Here is a 20,822-nt window from a genome sequence, read left to right as displayed (position 1 = left end):
AAAGCAAAAAAATATCCTTCAGCAGTTGTCGTTGCTGAAGGATATTTCCTTTTGTCCCAATCTCTTTGCTATTTATCGTGCTGTAAATTCCACTTTCACTGGCTCATAAATTAACTCGCCATCCACAGATTCTAATCCTTCATCAATTAATAATGTGTACGGTTGCTGTGGTAAATATTGCTGCTTCGGTAAAATTAAAATCGTATTATCTGCATTGGTAAGACGCGTATTGACATCAATCGGCATACCATATGCATTGATGATTTGAATATTTGGTTTCACCGTTGAACGTTTAATTGGCTTTGATAATGTGACTTGCCAAGGATGTACTGCATATACTGGATTCACATTTGCTAAGTTAAATAAAGACCATTCTTTATCCGCAATACCTGGTGTTGTTAAAAGTGGTGCTGTTTCAAGTGGCTCGCTAATTAAACGAACATCGTGGACATCGTCAGATATTTCCCCAACAAATGTGAACGTTGTATTGCCCTCAACGGTTACTTCTTCTTCAAATATTTGCTCGTCACCTGTTAATACATTCATCGTTGTGTACCTCATTAAATACGTACCTTTTGTTAACATAATATTGGACTCTTTCATTAAGTTATATTCTTCATCGAAAGTAGATCCCGAGACACCAGAACCGGTTGCTAAATCTTTAATGTGTATATAACTGTCATACCATTGTCCTTCTTCCTCATCGAATCGCTTCGTCACCTCATCGACTACGACTGTTGTTAGCATTTCCGCATGGTCACCCATATCTACTGTGATTTTTTCTAATTCATCTGCATACGTTTTATCAATCGTGACCTTATTCTTTACAAGTAATCCGTTGTAAAGTGGGTTACTGCTAGTGTGCGTCGAAATGAAATGATAGTCCCCTGCCTCGATAAATAACTGTGTACTATCTCCGTAAAAATTAATTGGTGCAGAGATTGGCACCCCATCAACCTGTCGGAACAATTCTAAAAGTGGGTAGTGTGGCTCTTCTGCCAGCGCTATATAACTGTCCTTTACGACTACTGGAACAAGATTTTCAGCTGTAAACGTCATGACCTTTTCTGTCAGTGGGCGAATATAATACGCATTATCGGCTTGAACCGCTACATATATCTCCTCATATTTGTCTGGCTCTAATACCGTCATTTCATGGCCATCCTCATATCCCTCAACATACTGCTCAGAGATCATAAATAAATTGCCATCTTTTTTGCCGAGGATGCTAATGATAGGTATAACTGGTGTTTGACCTTGTTCATTTTCAATAAAGAATGTATATGGCTCCGGCTCAAGATCAACTGTTTGCTCTGTAGAAATAACATTAATATTTTGGGCATTTTTAATTACTAGCTCAGCTGTAAATGCTTCTGCTACTGGTGATAATTCAATATCGTATTGTTGTTGTCCTTCAATAATATCAAATGTATACGTTTCGTCGCCAACCGTTATAATACCTGTTCCTGCGTCGATATTTGAAACAGCTACGGTTAACACGGGCGCTTCTTTATTAACAACGGTTATTTGAATAATGGCGGCTTGCTTTGTCGCGTCAAAATCACCGATATATGTGTGACCGAAGCCAAATGTTTTATCAAATCCTACGTCACCTAAATCAAGTGCGTGGTCTTTTAATAATACTTCTAGCGTTGTTGTCGATAATGTTGGGTAGACTGCGCGCATAACCGCTAATGTACCTGCTGTAAATGGTGTTGCCATCGATGTACCTGAATCGACTAAATAGCCATCTTGCTCATCATCATAATCTAACTCGGGAGGGACTGTACTTAAAATATCTAGCCCTGGCGCAACGACATCGACAACTGGTCCGTAGTTTGAAAACCATGCTAACTCGTTATGTTCATCAACAGCACCAATCGTTAACACATTTTCTTCACTTGCTGGGTAAACTGCACGTGCGTCCATCGTTTCATTCCCAGCAGCAACAACGACCATCACATCTTTATCAAGCGCGTATTGAATCGCTTCCTTTTCTATTTGTGTTTTAATAAAGCCACCTAAGCTTAAGTTGATAATGTCTGCACCTTCATCAGCAGCTCGACGAATCCCAGCAGCGATATCATCGGACTCACCAAAGCCCTCATCATTTAACACTCGGATTGGTAAAATTTTCACCGGATATCCTTCTGTTGCACGCGCGACAATACCAGCTACGTGTGTTCCGTGACCATGATAATCATCGCCACCTGACTCTTCAAACACTTCATCGTAGCCTTCTAATACTTTTCCTTCTAAGTACGGGTGTGTAGCGTCTACACCTGTATCAATGACCGCTACAACGACTTCTTCTAAATCAGCTGTAGGTGTAAACTTATCCAGCCCAAGTGCTGTATAATCCCACATTGTTTGTGAATCTTCTAATCCAAATGCTTGGCGCTGTCTTACGGTTTCAATAAAGCGCACATTGGGATTTTGACGTAGTTCCTTTAACTGTTCTGTAGATACATTGGCTTTGGGGATGGTAACGGTATGCGATGACTTCTTTTCAATAACGGCACTAATGCTTTGTAAGTCCGATGCTGATGGTGGCTCATTAAACTGAATAACCCATTTTTGTTGCTCGAATACTTGTGCGTCTGCTGATGTTGCACCAACAATAATGGCGGCGCTTGCTACAGTGAGACTAGCAAATTTTTTCATGTACGTATCCCCTTTGTCATGTTGTAATAGAACTATACGCTGACCCACAAACAATATGTCATAATATAGATTCTTTTGTTAAATTATAACTTATTACACACAAAAAAACTGCTGTAATTTACAGCAGTTTTTTTGAATTACACATTAAAGTATCGAGCATCTGGATGTGCAAACACAATCGCAGTTACACTTGCTTCTGGCTCCATCATAAAGCCTTCTGTTAAGTTCACGCCAATATCTTCTGGCTGAATCAGTTTAAATAATTTGGCTTGGTCTTCTAAATTCGGACACGCTGGGTAACCGAATGAGAAACGCTGGCCTTGATATTTCGCTGCGAAGCGGTCACGCATTGTGAAATCTGTCGCATCTGGGAAGCCCCATTGGTCGCGAATTTCTTGGTGAATACGCTCAGCAAATCCTTCTGCTAATTCAAGCGCTGTCGCTTGAATCGCATGGCTTTCTAAAAACTTGCCTTCTTCTTTTAAACGCGTTGCTTCTGCGCGTACACCGTGACCGGCAGTAACAACCATTAATGCAACGTAATCCATCTCACCACTTTCTTTTGAACGCAGGAAGTCTGCTAAACATAAGAAAGGTGCTTTTTGTTGACGAGGGAATGTGAAACGTTCGATTTCAACACCAGGATTTTCTGGGTCATAAATCACGACATCATTACCGTCTGATTGCGCTGGGAAGAAGCGATAAATACTTGATGGCTTTAATAATTCTGATTGTAAGTAGCCCTTTGTTAGTTCCGTTAATTGAACGGCACGTGGGTCATTTGCTTTTAATAGCTCGTCTAAATTACCTTTCAAACCTAGGTGATGTCCAATTAATGTACGCATGTTCACGTACGGCTGTAAGTGAGCAACCGAGTATTCGCGTGTAATGTGACGACGTAAATCTTTTGGCACAAATACTTGCGCATCCGTTACAGTACGTACTGGACGTTCCATTATTGCTACCGGACGCTCGGCACGTTTCGCATCAGACTCAGCACGTTTTTCTTGTGCATCTTTTAGCTCTTGTAATAATGCTGGACGCTCGGCATCGTCTACTAAACGGTTAATCGTTTCTAAGCCCGCCATTGCATCTTTTGCATACATCACTGGACCGTCATAGTTCGGTGCAATTTTTGTTTCGGTAAAGCGACGTGATAATGCAGCGCCACCTACAATAATTGGCACATCAATGCCGGCTTCTTTAAAGTCTTGTGCTGTAATGACCATTTGCTGTGCTGATTTTACAAGTAGCCCTGACAAACCAATGATGTCTGGTTTCTCTTTACGAATCGCTTCAATTAACTCTGCTGGTGTTACTTTAATGCCTAAATCAACAACACGGTAACCGTTATTACTCATAATAATATCCACTAAGTTTTTACCGATATCATGTACGTCACCTTTTACAGTCGCAAGTACCATTTTTCCTTTACCGGCAGACTCTTCGTCTTTTTCCATAAAGCTTTCTAAATGGGCTACTGCTGCTTTCATAACCCCTGCTGATTGCAGTACTTCCGCTACGATTAATTGATTGTCATTGAATAAGCGACCAACTTCCGCCATCCCGGCCATTAATGGCCCATTAATAACATCCAGTGGCGTGTCGTATATTTCAAGCGCCGCATCTAAATCTGGAATCAAACCTTCCTTCGTACCTTCTAAAATATAGTACGCTAAACGTTCTGGCACCGTTTTTGGAATGTCATCTTCCGTCTTTTCTTTCTTTTTGTCACGGTAGAAGTCTGTAAACACCGCCAATGTTTGATCATTTGTATTAAAGATTAAATCATTCGCTAGCTGAATTTCTTGCTCTGGAATCGATGCATAACGCTCAAGCTTTTCGGTATTTACGATAGCGTAGTCTAAGCCCGCTTGCGTACAGTGGTATAAATACACCGCATTTAACACTTCACGTCCAACAGGTGGTAAACCGAATGATACGTTACTTACACCTAGCACGGTTAATACACCTGGTAGCTTTTGTTTAATAAGACGGATACCTTCAATCGTTTCTTCTGCAGAACCGATATATTGCTCATCCCCTGTACCAACTGGGAATACAAGTGGGTCAAAAATAATATCCTCTGGTGCTAAGCCCCATTTTTCCGTTAACAATTTATATGAACGCTCTGCTACCTCTAGCTTTTTCTCACGCGTAACACCCATGCCGACTTCATCAATCGTCCCGACAACAACTGCCGCACCGTACTTTTTGACAAGTGGCATTACCGCATCAAAGCGCTCTTCGCCGTCCTCTAAGTTAATCGAGTTAATAATCGCTTTCCCTTGAGAGAATTTTAATGACTCCTCGATTACTTTTTCATCCGTTGAGTCAATCACAAGTGGCACTTTTACTTTTTTCACGACTTCTTGCATGAACTGCTTCATATCTTCTAGCTCGTCGCGGTCTGGGTTTGCTAAACAAATATCAATAACGTGCGCACCACTTTTTACTTGAGCACGCGCGATCTCTGCTGCTTCTTCAAACTTACCATCAATAATTAAATTTTTAAATTTACGTGAGCCGATAACGTTCGTACGCTCACCAATAAATAATGGACGCATCGTATCATCATATAATAAAGGCTCGATACCAGATACTGCGTGGCCATGTGTTTTTTCTGGACGTTTACGTGGGGTAAAACCATCTACCGCTTCACGAATCGCTGTAATATGTGCAGGTGTCGTACCACAGCACCCACCAATAATGTTTAACCAGCCCTTTTCAGCAAAGCCACGTAACTTTTTCGATAATGAATCTGGTGTTTCGTGGTAGCATCCTTCCTCATCCGGTAAACCAGCATTTGGGTAACAGCTAACATAGCTCGTTGCTAGCTCCGATAATGAACGAATGTGGTCTGTCATAAACTCTGGACCTGTCGCACAGTTTAACCCAACGGATAACGGCTGAATATGTTCGATTGAAATATAAAACGCGTCAATTGTTTGCCCTGCAAGCGTTGTTCCCATTGGTTCAATCGTTCCAGAAATCATTACAGGTAGCTCAATCCCTAGCTCATCAAAGGCTTGTTTTACACCTAGTGTACCAGCCTTTACATTCAGCATATCTTGTGATGTTTCGAGTAATAATAAGTCTGCGCCTGCTTTAATTAACGCACGCGCTTGTACATAAAAGTTTTCAACAAGCTCATCAAATGTAATACCACCTGTTACCGACAATGTTTTCGTTGTTGGACCCATTGCGCCTGCAACAAAGCGTGGCCATTCTGGTGTCGAAAATTCATCTACTGCTTTACGTGCAATTTCGACACCTGCTGTATTAATTTCGTCTGCTAAATGCCCTAAATCATATTCGTTTAATACAAGTGGTGTTGCACCAAATGTGTTTGTACAAATAATATCTGTACCGGCTTCTAAATATTGACGGTGAATTTTTTCTAACACATCTGGACGCGTCAATAATAGGTTTTCGTTACAGCCATCAAGTTCTTCGCCACCGAAATCTTCCGGCGTTAAGTTTTCATTTTGCAGCATTGTCCCCATTGCGCCATCTAAAATTAAAATACGCTTCTCAAGCTGCTGTTCAATCAAATGCTTAGTCATTACGCTTGTACTCCCTTTTGCTGTTCATCTAGCTGATGAATATAGTTCATTAATTCTAATGTCATATCGTATCGTAAAAACGGCGTAATTAAGTAAATACCATTAAAGTATTGCGCCGCCACTTCAACAAGCTCTTTTGCGATTGCAATACCTTCTGCCGTTGCTTTATCTTTGTCATCGCCACACGCTTCCATACGTGATAAGGCATCTTCTGATAATTTAATGCCCGGTACTTCATGGTGTAAAAACTGTGCACTTTTATGACTTGTTACCGGCATAATCCCAATATAAATCGGTGTTTCTAAATGTTTCGTTGCTTCATAAATCTCAATGATTTTTTCTTTTGTATAGACAGGCTGTGAAATAAAGTAGTCTGCCCCATGTTCAATCTTTTTCTCTAAACGCGCAACAGCACGGTCAAGTACACGCACATTCGGATTAAATGCCGCAGCTACTGAGAAGTTTGCTTTTTTACGCAGTGGCTTCCCTGAGAATGAAATCCCGTCATTTAATTGCTTAATTAATGAAATCAGCTCCATCGACGACACATCATACACACTTGTTGCGCCAGGGAAATCCCCTACTTTCGTTGGGTCGCCCGTTACCGCTAAAATATCATGAATGCCAAGTGCATTTAAGCCCATTAAATGCGACTGTAAACCAATTAAGTTACGGTCACGACATGTTAAATGTGTCAGTGGACGAATGCCCTGCTCTTTGAGTAAAGCACCCATCGCAATATTACTAATACGCGGTGATGCTAATGAGTTATCCGCCATCATAACAACATCTGCACCTGCATCATACAGTTGCTGCGAGCCATCTAAGAAGCCTTCGATTTCTAAATGGCGTGGCGTGTCTAGCTCTACAATAATCGAACGTTGTGTTTTTGCCTTTTCATGTAATGGCTGTTGCTCACGTGGCTCAGCTTCTTGTAGCTCGATAACTGGTTGTTGCTTCGCTTGCTTTTCTGTTACTGGCTCTAGCTGACTTAACGCTTGCTTCACCGCTTGAATATGCTTTGGTGTCGTGCCGCAGCACCCCCCAATTAAACGCACACCTTGATTGCGCAGTTCAACAGCCGCTTTTGCGTAATAATCAATCTCTGACTCATACACAACGCGCCCATCTTCAATATCCAATAAACTCGCATTTGGGTATGCTGACATAAATGCCTGTTCCGGCAATTGCACCGTTTCGAACGCTTGAATTGTATGATGAGGGCCTAAACGACAGTTTACACCGACAATATCAGCACCGATTGCTTGTAATTGCTCGAATGCATCGTTTAATGGTAAACCATTTTGTAACACACCTGGTTCTGCCATTGATACTTGGGCAATGATCGGCACATCCGTTAAGCTACGAATTAATTTCACCGTTTCCGTTAGCTCTTCAAAATTATAATATGTCTCTAGTAATACAGCGTCTGGTTGTCCAGATAAAAGAGCCTCTGCTTGAACAAGTACAGCTGTCAAAATCTCTTCAAGTGTTACATCTGTATTGCGGATACCTCGAATGCCACCAATTGTCGCTAACACATATTGACCACCTGGTGCTGCTGCTTTTTTCGCAATCGCAATCGCAGCTTTATTAATCGCTTCAACGTCTTCTTCTAAACCGTAACGCGCAAGCTTAATCGCATTTGCACCGTAGCTGTTTGTTTGAATGACATCTGCACCTGCTGCTATGTACTCACTATGAATTTTTTCGATTAGTTCTGGGCGCTGTAAGTTCATTTCTTCATGGCAATACTCTAAGCCGTAGCTATAAAGCACCGTACCAATTGCGCCATCCGCTGTTAATACTTCGTTTTTTAGTCGTTCAAGCAATTTCATCTGTTAAAACCCTCTCTTCTCTTCACGTTCCACAATCTAAAAATTCGCACTATTTTTTGTTGATTGGGTGCTACCTTATTTTGTCTATAAAAAAAGCCTTCTTTTGTCTGAACAAAGAAGGCAGTATCGTTATACGTTCGCTCATCTGCCAAAACAATATGTTCTGCTGGATTTAGCACCTTGCTTAATCGCTGGTTGCTGAAGCTTCGTCGGGCCAGTCCCTCCACTTCTCTCGATAAGAATTTATTCAATTGATTGAATTATTAAAAGAATCATAACGTTATAACGGTTTTCCGTCAAGAGGATTCACGATTTTAACGGACTAAATCACGAAATTGTCGGAATTCGGTCACGAGCGATTTCACGACCATTCTGGATACAAGCACCGACACCGACACCATAAAATGAACAACCTGCTACAGTAACTCCTGGGTAATGCTGTTGTAACGCATTCACTAGCTCATCTCGTGCTGTACGATGGGACAAATCGTAGCGCGGCATTTGGTCAATCCACTTCGTCACATCGGTCAGGACAGGCTCCTCTACTAGCTGTAAACTTGTCGCAATATCATGCTTTGCTACTTCAATTAACTCCTCATCGGACATCGCTTTAAATTCCTCATAGCGTGGATGTACGTCTTTATAAAATAAGCGTACAAGTAACTTGTCATTCGTTGACGTATGCTTCCATTTACGGCTCGTCCATGTACAAGCATTGCACTGTAAGCTACTATTATGTGAAACAATAAAGCCGGTACCATCTGCTGGTAAAATGCTGTCAGGCACATCATACCCTAAATAAACTGTAATCGCCGAACCGTTACGGAATCGTTCAAAATACGATTGCATGTTCACATCATTCGCAAATAGTTGCTTTGTCACATCATGCGGTGTTGTGACAATGACTTCATCGACATAACGAATATCACAGTTCGACAAATAAAGTGCATAACGAGCATCTTTTTTCTCTAATAGTTCAACGCTTACACCTTTTAACACTTCAACGCCGTCTAAACGCTCTTCAATACGTTCCATCATGCTCGATAAGCCACGCTTAAATGAAATAAATTTTTTCGCATTCGCTTTTTCAAATGTTTCACGATTGGCTTCAAAGCCTTTAATAATACTGCCATACTTATTTTTATAATCGATTAAATATGGAATGGTAGAAGCAATCGATAACTCATATAAATTCCCTGAATACACACCGGATAATACTGGTGCAATTTGTTTATTTACAAGTTCTTCACCGAGGAAGTACGCTAAAAACTCACCAATTGAGCTGTCCTTTGTAAATGTTGTATTGGGCGTCGTTAAGTCTTGTAGCGCACGTTGCTTCCCTTCTTCTGAAATCAATGTGCTCGACATTAATGACTCGACACTCATCGGAATACCGAATGTTGAATTCAGCGGAATTAAGTGTAATTCTTCATTTGTATGAATGTAGGAAGCACCTACTTCGTTATACACAAGTTCATCTGTCAGCCCAAGCTCTTCAATAAACGATTGTACACCTGGATGTCTTGCGACGATTGAATCTGCTCCTGTTTCCATCTTGTACGTGTCCGTATACGTTGTATGAATTTTACCACCGACATACGGGTTGCGCTCAATGAGTAACAGCTCGACTTCTTCTTGATGAGCACGCGCATTTTTTTGTAGCTCATACATAGCACTCAGCCCTGTAATGCCGCCACCAATTACTGCAATTGTTTTCATTTCTTTGCCACTCCTGCTTGATTATATTTATCGTTCTTCCTGCTCAGTGCTATTATACAGCTGAAGAAATCAACTGGCTATTTTTGCACAACAAAAAACGAGTTTGTTCCATTATTGGTACATACCCGTTTTTTGATCTATGTTATTTTGCGATGTCTAAATCGCCAGCTAAGTTCGCTAAGTTATCAGCTGAGTAAACAACTTCTCCGAACGCTTTTGAAATGTCGCACATCGTATCGCTCACAACACCTAAATGTTTGCCCATCAATTCATTTTGCTCCTTCGATTGATGAACCGCTTCTAAAATAACCGTAAATTGCTGTGCAGTTTCAGCAGTCGATGACGAGCCTTGTTTCACGCCATCGAGTATATGTTGTAAACGAGACTCTAAATGATCGATATATGTCGTCGTATTTTTTAATAGCTCGGACACGCTCGCTGTGGATTCCTTCGTTTGCTCAGATAATTTACGTACTTCCGCCGCAACAACCGCAAAGCCTTTTCCGTATTCACCAGCACGTGCCGCTTCAATTGCGGCATTTAATGATAATAAGTTTGTTTGATTGGCGATTGCTTCGACAATTCCAATAATGTCACCCATTTGCCGTGAAAGCTGAACTAAACATTGAATATCGTCAACGATCGCATGTACAGAGCCTTCAATACTGTCCATATTTTGAACATGGCTCTCAATATACTGATGACCTTGTAACGCTTTTTGTTCCACTTCTAATGAATATGCCGTTGCTGACTCCGCTAATCCTTTTAATTCGTTCGCTTGATCATTCAATACTTGAAACGATGCATTCGTCTCTTCAGAAATTGCCGCTAAACTTTCAGACGTTTCGACCACAGTCTGTGTTATTTTTTGTTTGTTGCTCTCCATATTTTCTTTTAAGTGTTCAACAATCGTTTCAAATTCTTCTAGTACAATTTGCTGTTCAAAGTTCGAAATTTTTGAGATAGCTTCAATCATATATTTACGATCTTCTTCATGTGGGATATATCGCCATACAAGTGCGACTAAACCAACGAATAATTGTTGAAATGATGCAATATACCAAGGAGACTGCAAACCAATATGTACATGTACTTGAGCGATGCGACGACGCGTTTCAAAGTACATGTCATCCAAAGTTCCTGCAAACATTTCAATAATATGCTTTCGCAATGTAATTTTTAGCCGTTCTACTGAACTATGCTGATTAATGATAGCAACTAATGATGGCTCTTTTCCAATTGCACTATAGAACGCATCGACTAATTCCTCGATATGCTGCTGTACATATGGACGCATCGCACATAAGTACTTTAAGTCCTGCTCGCCAATTTCAATGATGTCGATTTTTTTTAATAAATGCTGGTGCTGGTTAAACTGGATACGAACACTATAGGAGCTTATATCTACACGCGTTACTTCCTTCTCGCGCTTAAAAAGCATGTTCATCACTTCTTTCACTTTAAAATACATCTCTTTTCATTTAGATAGTCTGTTTCTTTACTCTTGCCATTATTTCGTTCACTTATACTACTTCTTTATAGTAAAAAAAGAAAAGGAATATTAATACTTAGATGTAAAATTTGCGTTTGTGCCTTAAGAATGGTCATACCTATAATTTTTCTAACTAATAGTATTTTTAGCAGGTTATAAATCCATTAATTTTATCTAAAAATAAACAAATAGACCCAAACAAAAGAGTGACTATCACTACAAAATGTAGCATACGACAAAAAGAAATATCCTTCAGCACCAACAACGAATGAAGGATATTTCTTTGCTTTTAGTGCTACGCCACATTCCTTAAACATTACATTTAACGGTTGGCAAGCATCGTTGCTTTCTCTTGCACCAACATAATTTGCGCTTCTACATCTGCCGAGCGCTTTTCAAAATAACCTAAACGATCAACAGCGCGATTTCGCTTTAATGTACGATTGCTTAACATGTCAATAATGTCTGTTAAAAATAAACGTAATGTACGCAGGCCCGCTTCTGTTTGACGCGCATCCTTTGCACAACGATAAATACGGTCATCGGTCGTTTTCTCTTTGCGTAAATCTCTAAATGTATCATGTAATAATGTATCAATTTCGTCATAACGCTTTTGTTGACGCGCTTCAATTTTCGCTACGTTTTCTTTAAATGCTACAACTTCGTCATCATCTATGCCAACATGTTGCACACCGATACAATATTCTGCGTATGTGCAAAGTAATTGTAAGTCTTCTTGCTGTGCGGTTAATGCTTGGCGAATTAATCGAATATTTTCTGTATCATGCAATGTCGTTCCCTGTACTTGCTGTGCCATTCGTACACCCCATTTACTCATATTTGCTTACTCGTATCGTCCTTCTTTACCTCTTTTAACTATAACCGATTTTTATTTTACAAAAACACCTCATTGAAAAAATCATGCAAAGGGGCTATTGTTCTAAAGTTTTCTAAATAAAAAGCGCTACTGTAAGACTATTGGCTATTTTAGCAACTCATCTAGCCGCTCTTGCGCTTCTAAATCGCCTAGTCCCGCTGCCAGTCTATAATAAAATATTGCATGTTCATTACTTTTTTCACCACCGATGCCATGTTCAAAAAAGTAACCACAATTATATAAACTATCGACATGTTCATAAGATGACGCATGTAAAAATGCCTCACGTGCGCGCTCTAATGAAATCGGTTGCTCTAATAAGCCGTAATAATTAATTTCGCCTAAGCGATAAACAGCTTCGACATCATCGTAACTCGCTGCCTCTTCATAGTATTGTAAAGCGCGGGCTGCGTTGCGAGCGACACCTAAGCCTTGCTCATAGATCATACCTAATGTAAACATCGCCTCTGGTACGTATCGCTCGGCTGCTTGCTCAAACCAATAGCGCGCGTGCTCATAGTCTTTCGCAACCGCTTCACCGTTTAAATACATATCGGCGACATTATTCATGGCATCCGCATGCCCTTGTTCAGCTGCACACATATATAAACGAAAAGCATATTCATCATTTTTCGGGACAATTTCTCCCATAAAAAATTCATTGCCACATTCAAATTGTTCTTCAATATCACGGCTATTTAACACCTTTAAAAACCATTGATTGCTTTCAAACTCATTCATCGTTGTCCCACCTTTTCCACGTTCATTACGAGTCGTTTTTATTATACTCTATTTCTCCAAAGACATAGAAAAAAGAGAGACTGTATAGAAAGCCCACGCTTTCTATACAGTCTCTTCACATTAATTCAGTAAATGGTCAAATGTATTAACAATCATTTTCGCTGCATGAGAACGTTTTGCATATTGTGCTGGCATAAACTTTCCTTGCCATCCCGTTACAATCAAACGCTGATGCATAACTTGAATCGCTCGTTGTGCCTCTTCATCATATTGTTCAATATCCGTAAAGGTCGGTAATCGTTGTACCATAAAGTCATTCTTCACAAATGTGTAGGCACGTGTGAGCATAAGCGCTAATTGTGCGCGTGTCACATATTGGTTCGGTCGAAACTCACCGTTAATATTTTTAATAATGCCCGCTTCATATGCTGCTGCAATTTGCTGCTGTGTTTCTTCCGCATGGATTGAAATATCAGTAAATGGCGCGTCATGTTGTGGCTCAATTCCGAGCATTTTCACAATCATTTTCACAGCTTGTGCACGTGTTAAGTTTTGATGTGGTCGGAATGTTTGATCCGCGTAGCCATCTACAAACTCTAAACGAAACGCTCGGTCCATATAAGCTGCATCTGGATGCGCTACAATATCGGTAAAAACATATTGTGACGGCTCTGACCACAGTAGCTCCCAACTTGCGAGTCCTAAATTGACCTCATGCTGACCATCCATATCGACTAAACGTATTTCTACATTATAGACATGACCTGGAGTTAAATCATTTATCGTTAATTGACGCTCAGTCGCCGCCACATCCGCATACCATTGTTCATTTAAATAAATGCTGTAGTGACCTACTTTTTCTGCAAATAACGGCGCGTCCCATGTTAATTGCATCGATGTCGTACTTAACGCTTCTACATGTAAACGACTCGGTGTTTGTTGCTTTAAGACACTCATATATTGTAAAAATTGATGCGCAATCACCTCATAGCCCGCTTCACTCACATGAATATTTGCGGGGTTCGGTAAGTAGCGATCAATATCACTATCAATTGCCGCTGCCGTTTCAATAAATACTGCATTTTTTGCCTGTGTGACTGTTGCTATTGTTTGATTTAGCTGTGCTAATAATTGCTGAGCTTGTGCTTCATATTGCCCTGACACATGAGCAAAAGCATTATAATAGCCCATTACATACACACGTGCGTCTGGATTCACCTCGTAAATTGTCGCAAAAATGTCCTCGTAATTTTTCGCAATTTGCGCAAACGTCGCGTCTATATTCGCTGTATCAATGATGATACCGATATCTGTCATACGCACATGTCGCAATAAATCATTCGCACCAGCGCTTATCGTAATAAAATCAGCTTCGGTTACTGCATCCAGTGTACGTTCAGGTAATCCATCTTCTTGAATCCCTAAATCCGTTATACGCAATGCATTCGCTTTCATTTGTGTTAACACATCTGTCGTCGTATACCCAGGAAACGCATAACCTTTTGAAAAGCTTGCCAATAAGTGATACGCTCGCAGTTCCTCTGCAATAAAATCCGTGTAACTTTTCCCAAACTTATTTTGTTCATTTACACCAATTGCTAATGAATCTCCAAGTGCTACATATTTCAATTTATTGTACCAAGTAGGTGTATCAACAGATTCATTTGCACCGGCAGTCTGTGGTAATAACATAGCACTAACGAGTATGACGGTCATCAAAATCATTAAAATTTTACGCATATTTGATTCTCCTTTTCTTCTAAGTGTATCTTAAATTCCCGCAATTGCTAAGTGCTAATTTTATGCAACAAAAAAAGGTTACTCGTTCCCTACTCGAGTAACCTTCTGAGACACGCTTTTCCCTCAAAAAACGTTCTATATCGTCGAAAATGTATATGCTATATATTGTTGCGTACAAAAATATATAACACGCATTACTAAAATTGCCACTATTCGAATCTCCAAAAATAATGTGCCGTTTTCGCAACACGAATATGTCTTTATACAATTTCTTGATTGTGTTTAAAGCCGTTTTTAATCATCTACCGCACACAACTTATATTGTCCCTCTCCTTACAATATAAGTATATATATTATCATTTTTAAACGCCGCTTCTCGGTTTAAAAATAATAATCGTATACAAAAAACTCCCCCAAGCTTTTTTGTGGATACATGTTGTACATTAAAATGCTTCCAAACACATTTACGTCATCCATCATCCTCTATTTTTCGTGAAATTGCAACGATTTCAAAACATTCCAGCGAAAGTTTTACTATTCTAATAATTTTTATTCACTTTCATATAACAGAAAGTTATAAGTTTTACACACTTTAGCATGCAAAAATAGTCTGTTCTATAATACCAATAAAAAAGCAAGTGCCTAGCCAATTGGCATCGCACTTGCTTGAACAATTCGATTATTTTTCGTCTGCTTCTTCTGTATCAGCTGTATCAGCCGCTTCTTCTTCTGTGTCAGCGCCTTCTGTCTCTTCAGCTTTTTTATCTGCTAAGCTATTTTCAACTTTGTACTCTTCTTTTTTATCTTCCATCCATGTTGGGAATTGCTCAGATACTTTTGCGTATACATAGTCGTCTTTTACTTTATCTTTTACATCTTCAAATGTTGCTTCTGACGCTTCTTTTTTATCATATACATTAATGATATGGAAACCGTAGTCTGTTTGAACTGGCTCAGATATTGTACCTACTTCTTGTGCAAATGCTACTGTCTCGAATGCTTCAACCATTGTACCTGCGCCGAAGAAACCTAAGTCGCCGCCTTTATCTTTGTTTGATGTATCCGTAGAAAGTTCAGCTGCTAATGCATCCCACTCTTCACCTGCATTTAAACGCTCAAGTGCTTTCTTCGCTGCATCTTCTGTTTCCACTAAAATGTGTTTCGCTGCTACTTGTTGCTCTGTTGAGTAGTTTGCTTTATTTTCTTCGAAGTATGTTTGTAATTCTTCATCTGTTACTTCAATTGTAGAAGCAATTACTTCTTCTGTTAATAATGAAGTTTCGATATCTTTACGGATGTCATCTTCTGTCATCCCGTACATTTGTAACATTGATGCGAATTGCTCTTCGCCACCGTAGTATTCAACATAGTTCGTAAACTCTGTATCAATATCTTCTTCTGCTACCTTTACATCGGCTTTTTCTGCTTCTTGCTTAACGATTTCAGATGTAATCATTGATTCTAATGTGTCGTTACCGTATAAACCGATTAATTGATCTGCTAATTCAGTATATTTAATTTCAGTATCACCAACAGTTGCTAATGTTTCGTTTTCTACCTTTTCGCCTGAACATCCAGCAAGCATTGCTGCTAAAGCTGTTGGTAATGCTACATAACGGAAAACCTTTTTAAAATTCATAATAAAAAATTCCTCCAAATAAAGTTAAATTATTCATAAGTATAGTGTGACAATACGTCAAACAGCCGTCAAGTAATCACACGCTTTAATGCACAATAATTACCTATACCGTTCCACTTCTCTTTACGACAGGTAGCATATCATACATTGCTGTGTACATGCCATTTTTTGTTCGTACAATTGCCTTAGAAATATGTAAGTTTTCAAATGGACATTTGTAAATAGGACGCCTGTTTGTGAACAAAGTTGCTCCAGCTTTTGCTGCGATTGTACAAATTCTACTTAATTCCCTTCCTTATTATACAAATTAATAGTGTAAAAAAATATGGTTTCTCAATAAAAAGTATCCTTTAGCAATCGATTACGCGCTAAAGGATACTTCGATCGTTCATATTCACCTGCATTTGCATAGCAATAAGCCACTTACTTTTTCCAAACGTCCTCATACATAGATTTCGTTTCGAATTCTTTTTTAGCAAACGGACAAAGTGGCATAATTTTTTTGCCGTCCGCTCTCGCTTTATCCGCCACAGCTTCGACAAGTTGCTGTGCTAAACCTTGTCCACGATGCGCGTCATCAACAAATGTATGGTCAACAATCATTACTGTCTCTCCAGCATTTGACCACGTAATCTCTGCATATGCTTTGCCATCTTCCTCTAAGTATAAACGATTGCTCTCTTCTAAAAATTGCATGTTATTTACCCCTTTCGAATATACTACAATGCTCCCGAAGGACATGTGTCAATGACGCTTGCTACTTCATTAGCAGACGCCGCATCTGCAATTATCCAAGGCTTTCGCTTTGTGTCAAAGACTTCTCCATTGCCTCGTACACAATTTCCAGAATGCTCACAAATGTCTTATGCAAAAAAACATCAATGTCATTTCCTTCATATTTTCGGTAACCTTGTTGCATTAATTGCTCTTCCGTCGTCGTGTAACCCCCTCTAGTAAGTCATTAATATGTGTTATGTCACATTCCCCTTTTATCATTTATCGAAACAAAACATGTTATGAAACAAAAACATTCAGAATATTACCCTTTTTCATTTAACAAAAAACATGTATAATCGAGACAATCTAGAACATATCTTTTTATAAAAATATGAACATTTAGCTAATTAAAATGTTATAATATTCGTAAATTCGTACAATTCAGGCATGTTCGACAGTACAATCGTTTGTATTGTATGTCTTTCGAGTAACGAAGCATCATTTTATGTAAAAGTGACTAACAATGAGGAGTGTTTCAATTGAGTACAACAACTACACGCGCATACAATTTCAACGCAGGTCCGTCAGCTTTACCATTAGAAGTGTTAGAGAAAGCACAAGCAGAATTAGTAAACTTCCAAGGTACAGGGATGTCTGTCATGGAATTAAGTCACCGTAGCGCGACTTTTGAAGAAGTACATAACACAGCAATTGCGAACTTACGTAAATTATTTGCAGTACCAGACAACTATGAAGTGCTATTTTTACAAGGCGGCGCAAGCTTACAGTTCACAATGATTCCAATGAACTTCTTAAAAGAAGGACAAACAGCGAATTACGTGTTAACAGGTTCTTGGTCTGAAAAAGCATTTAAAGAAGCAAAACTATTCGGTGAAGCAGTTGCACCGATTTCAACAAAAGACAATAAATATAAAAACATCCCAACAGACGTAGAAGTAGCTGCAACAGATGCCTATGTACATATTACGTCGAACAACACGATTTACGGTACACAGTGGAAGCAATTCCCGAACACTGGCAATACACCATTAATCGCTGATATGTCTTCTGATATTATGTCGAAGCCAGTCGATATCGAAAAGTTCGGTCTAATTTATGCAGGTGCTCAAAAGAACTTAGGACCTTCTGGTGTAACAGTTGTCATCGTACGTAAAGACTTATTAGAAAATGCAAACGGCAACTTGCCAACAATTTTAAACTACAAAACATTCGCTGATAACAACTCGTTATACAACACACCACCAACATTCGGTATTTATATGTTAGGTGAAGTATTAAAATGGATTGAAGCACAAGGCGGCTTAGCACAAGTTGAGAAAAATAACGAAGCAAAAGCAGCATTAATTTACGATACAATCGATAACTCAAATGGCTTCTATTACGGTCACGCAGAAAAAGATTCTCGTTCATTAATGAACATCACATTCCGTGTAGCTGATGAAGAATTAGAGAAAAAATTCTTACAAGAAGCAAAAGAAGCTGGCTTTGTTGGCTTAAACGGTCACCGTTCAGTTGGTGGTTGCCGTGCATCTACGTACAACGCTGTACCAGTAGAAGCTTGCCAAGCATTAGCAGACTTTATGAAGCAATTCCAAGCAAATAACCAATAATAATAAAAAGCGTTCGGAGCGATTGCTCCGAACACTTTTTATTTTATTTGACCAAACTCAAGATGAATGCGGTCAATTTCTTCTTTTAATTGTTCAAAACGTAATGGTCGACTAACGTAGAAGCCTTGAATATAATGGCAACCTTTTTCCGTCACATATTGCAGTTGCTGTTGTGTTTCAATTCCTTCTGCAACTAACTGTAAACCAAGTTCATTCCCTAAATGAATGACGGACTGTACAATTTTTTCGCCGCGCATATTCACACCAATCATCTCGATAAAACTGCGGTCAATTTTTAATGTATCGGCCGGGAAGTCACTTAAATAAGCAAGTGACGAGTACCCTGTGCCAAAATCATCTATCGCAATACAAACATTCAATGCTTTTAATTGCTTTAAAATTGGCATCATCAGTTCAATATTCATCGTCATGCTTTCGGTAATCTCAAGCTCTAATAAATGAGGTGGCAATGCCGTTTCAGCTAACGCGTTCGCAACATCCTCTACAATTTTCCCTTGCAGTAATTGACTGATCGATAAATTGACAGCTACTGTAATATTGTCATGATATTGTTGCTGGAAGCATAGTGCGTCTTTACATGCTTGCATTAAAATCCAACGCCCGACTTTTGCCATCATACCCGTGCGCTCTAAAATCGGAATAAAGTTTGCTGGTGATACAAAGCCTCGCTGCGGATGATGCCAGCGTAATAAAGCTTCCATCGCATCAATTCTCCCTGTACGTGTATTAAACTTCGGCTGGTATTCCAAATAAATTTCTTGATTTTCTACTGCCTGCAATAAATCGTGTTCGATTTGTAAGCTTCGCACTTCTCGAATCGATAATTCGTCGTCATATTCCTTTAAGTTTATCTCTTCTATATTCGCCTCTTCAATGGCTAGCTGTGCCATTTTAATTAGCTGTGTCGCATCTTTAGCATGATATGGATAATAGGCAATGCCCACTACTGGATGGACTTGAATGGCATAGTCATCAATGTCGACACGTTCCGATAACATCGTTACAAGTCGCTCATTAAAGCAGTCTACTTCATTGCGCTTTCGTGTTTGAAAGGAAACGAGAAACTGGTTGTCAGAAAGTCTTCCTAACAGCGCACCTTTTGGTAACATGCCTTCAATCATAGCTGCGACAGAACACATTAAATGATTCATACTCGTATCCCCTAAAATCGAACGAATATACGCGAGACGGTCAATTTGAATGACAATAACAAGTGATTCATGAGGGCTGCTATCTAAACGCTCTGTTAAGCTTTCAATAAGATACTGTTTATTTGGTAAGCCTGTCACCTCATCAGAATAGGCAAGCTGCTTTAAACGTTGCTTACTATTGTCTAACTGTAAATAAGGACGCTCTACCGCAAGAAAATACATCATACGATACAATAAAATAATGACGATAAGCTCTAAAATTTTCACCAGTATAAACATATATTCATTCACTAAAACATATATATTACTAACCGCAATATTCACTAACAATACAACACTCGTAGGAATCGCGATATGTCGCATCGCTTTCACGTGAGGTTCGTTACTTTGCCAATAGCCATAAATAATGGCGATGATGACGAATGCGGCAAGCATGCTGACGCCTCCGTATAAAAGCTTTAACCCGTAAAACGAAAACGTCTCAATATTTAAACGGAAGTAAATATAACTCCCCCATATATACATACTCACAAGGATAAATGTTGCAATATATACATTACGTCGGTAATTTTTCGATACCGCTTTTGGTCGTTGAATCATTTGAACAAGTAACGCGAGTGGTAAAGCGACTAAAATCGCTAAGTTAAACCATTGTGCAACGCGACCTTCAAAAAAGTCGCCGCCAAATAACATATAATCCGATAACACTAAGCTTGTAACTTGAATAAAAGCAACCGTCATAAAAACAGCGCCTTGGTGAACGATGCTATTAGTCAAATCAAAGCGCGTCGCCAGCCATAATTGCAACGCCATACTACTAATTAAAATGACGGTAAAGAGATGTAAAACAAATAATAAATAGGGCCGGTATATTGGAAATTCTGAAGTAATACTAAAAATAATAAGTAGTGCAATTGTAAGAAGTGACAATTTCATATAAAAAGCACGTGTAAAAAGGCGTTCACTCTTCGTTGAAAATTCTTCATTTAAACGTTCGTCCATGCTTCGCCACCTTCTCGTTAAAAT

At 39.3% G+C, this 20,822-nt stretch carries 12 protein-coding genes, 1 pseudogene and 1 riboswitch; of the genes and pseudogenes, 1 reads left to right on the top strand and 12 read right to left on the bottom strand.

The window, feature by feature from the left end; genetic code table 11:
* Window positions 1-72: 72 nt before the first annotated feature.
* From A6M13_RS15225 to A6M13_RS16060, 11 genes and pseudogenes are all read right to left on the bottom strand, one after another.
* Window positions 73-2,664 carry a S8 family serine peptidase gene (locus A6M13_RS15225; RefSeq protein ID WP_066548456.1) on the bottom strand — a complete coding sequence of 864 codons (2,592 nt, stop codon included), beginning with the start codon at window positions 2,662-2,664 and terminating at the stop codon, window positions 73-75.
* A gap of 137 nt (window positions 2,665-2,801) precedes the next feature.
* Window positions 2,802-6,230 (bottom strand): methionine synthase, encoded by a 3,429-nt coding sequence (gene metH, locus A6M13_RS15220; RefSeq protein ID WP_066548454.1) that lies wholly within the window; start codon window positions 6,228-6,230, stop codon window positions 2,802-2,804.
* Window positions 6,230-8,068 (bottom strand): bifunctional homocysteine S-methyltransferase/methylenetetrahydrofolate reductase, encoded by a 1,839-nt coding sequence (locus A6M13_RS15215; protein WP_066548451.1) that lies wholly within the window; start codon window positions 8,066-8,068, stop codon window positions 6,230-6,232. The genes metH and A6M13_RS15215 overlap by 1 nt, the downstream gene beginning before the upstream one ends.
* A gap of 138 nt (window positions 8,069-8,206) precedes the next feature.
* Window positions 8,207-8,310: riboswitch (SAM riboswitch) on the bottom strand.
* Window positions 8,311-8,395: 85 nt separating this feature from the next.
* The gene (hemG, locus tag A6M13_RS15210) at window positions 8,396-9,787 is read right to left on the bottom strand and encodes a protoporphyrinogen oxidase (RefSeq protein WP_066548450.1); all 1,392 of its coding nucleotides are present in this window, start codon (window positions 9,785-9,787) and stop codon (window positions 8,396-8,398) included.
* Window positions 9,788-9,929: 142 nt separating this feature from the next.
* Window positions 9,930-11,228, bottom strand: a complete 1,299-nt coding sequence (locus A6M13_RS15205) for a methyl-accepting chemotaxis protein (protein ID WP_066548531.1) — start codon at window positions 11,226-11,228, stop codon at window positions 9,930-9,932.
* Window positions 11,229-11,601: 373 nt separating this feature from the next.
* Window positions 11,602-12,117, bottom strand: coding sequence for a hypothetical protein (locus A6M13_RS15200; protein WP_141680980.1), 516 nt, complete (start codon window positions 12,115-12,117; stop codon window positions 11,602-11,604).
* Window positions 12,118-12,261: 144 nt separating this feature from the next.
* Window positions 12,262-12,897, bottom strand: coding sequence for a tetratricopeptide repeat protein (locus tag A6M13_RS15195; protein ID WP_066548447.1), 636 nt, complete (start codon window positions 12,895-12,897; stop codon window positions 12,262-12,264).
* Window positions 12,898-13,017: 120 nt separating this feature from the next.
* Window positions 13,018-14,637, bottom strand: coding sequence for an S-layer homology domain-containing protein (locus tag A6M13_RS15190; protein ID WP_066548444.1), 1,620 nt, complete (start codon window positions 14,635-14,637; stop codon window positions 13,018-13,020).
* Between the two features lie 679 nt (window positions 14,638-15,316).
* A complete protein-coding gene (locus A6M13_RS15185; protein WP_066548442.1) occupies window positions 15,317-16,276 on the bottom strand; it encodes a peptidyl-prolyl cis-trans isomerase in 960 nt (319 codons plus the stop codon).
* Between the two features lie 423 nt (window positions 16,277-16,699).
* Complete coding sequence (locus tag A6M13_RS15180) at window positions 16,700-16,972, bottom strand: GNAT family N-acetyltransferase (RefSeq protein WP_066548441.1); 273 nt, start codon at window positions 16,970-16,972, stop codon at window positions 16,700-16,702.
* Between the two features lie 23 nt (window positions 16,973-16,995).
* Window positions 16,996-17,195 (bottom strand): annotated as a pseudogene (locus tag A6M13_RS16060) ((4Fe-4S)-binding protein).
* 337 nt (window positions 17,196-17,532) lie between these two features.
* On the opposite strand from A6M13_RS16060, the gene serC reads away from it, so the two are divergent.
* Window positions 17,533-18,624 carry a 3-phosphoserine/phosphohydroxythreonine transaminase gene (serC, locus tag A6M13_RS15175; RefSeq protein ID WP_066548440.1) on the top strand — a complete coding sequence of 364 codons (1,092 nt, stop codon included), beginning with the start codon at window positions 17,533-17,535 and terminating at the stop codon, window positions 18,622-18,624.
* Window positions 18,625-18,662: 38 nt separating this feature from the next.
* Here the strand turns inward: serC and A6M13_RS15170 are convergent, their stop codons facing one another.
* Window positions 18,663-20,798 (bottom strand): putative bifunctional diguanylate cyclase/phosphodiesterase, encoded by a 2,136-nt coding sequence (locus A6M13_RS15170; protein ID WP_066548439.1) that lies wholly within the window; start codon window positions 20,796-20,798, stop codon window positions 18,663-18,665.
* Window positions 20,799-20,822 lie beyond the last annotated feature (24 nt).

Source organism: Caryophanon tenue, from assembly GCF_001700315.1.
Classification (GTDB): Bacteria; Bacillota; Bacilli; order Bacillales_A; family Planococcaceae; genus Caryophanon; species Caryophanon tenue.
The sequence above is the reverse complement of the archived record's forward strand: the minus strand, read 5'-3'. Positions and strand labels throughout refer to the sequence as shown.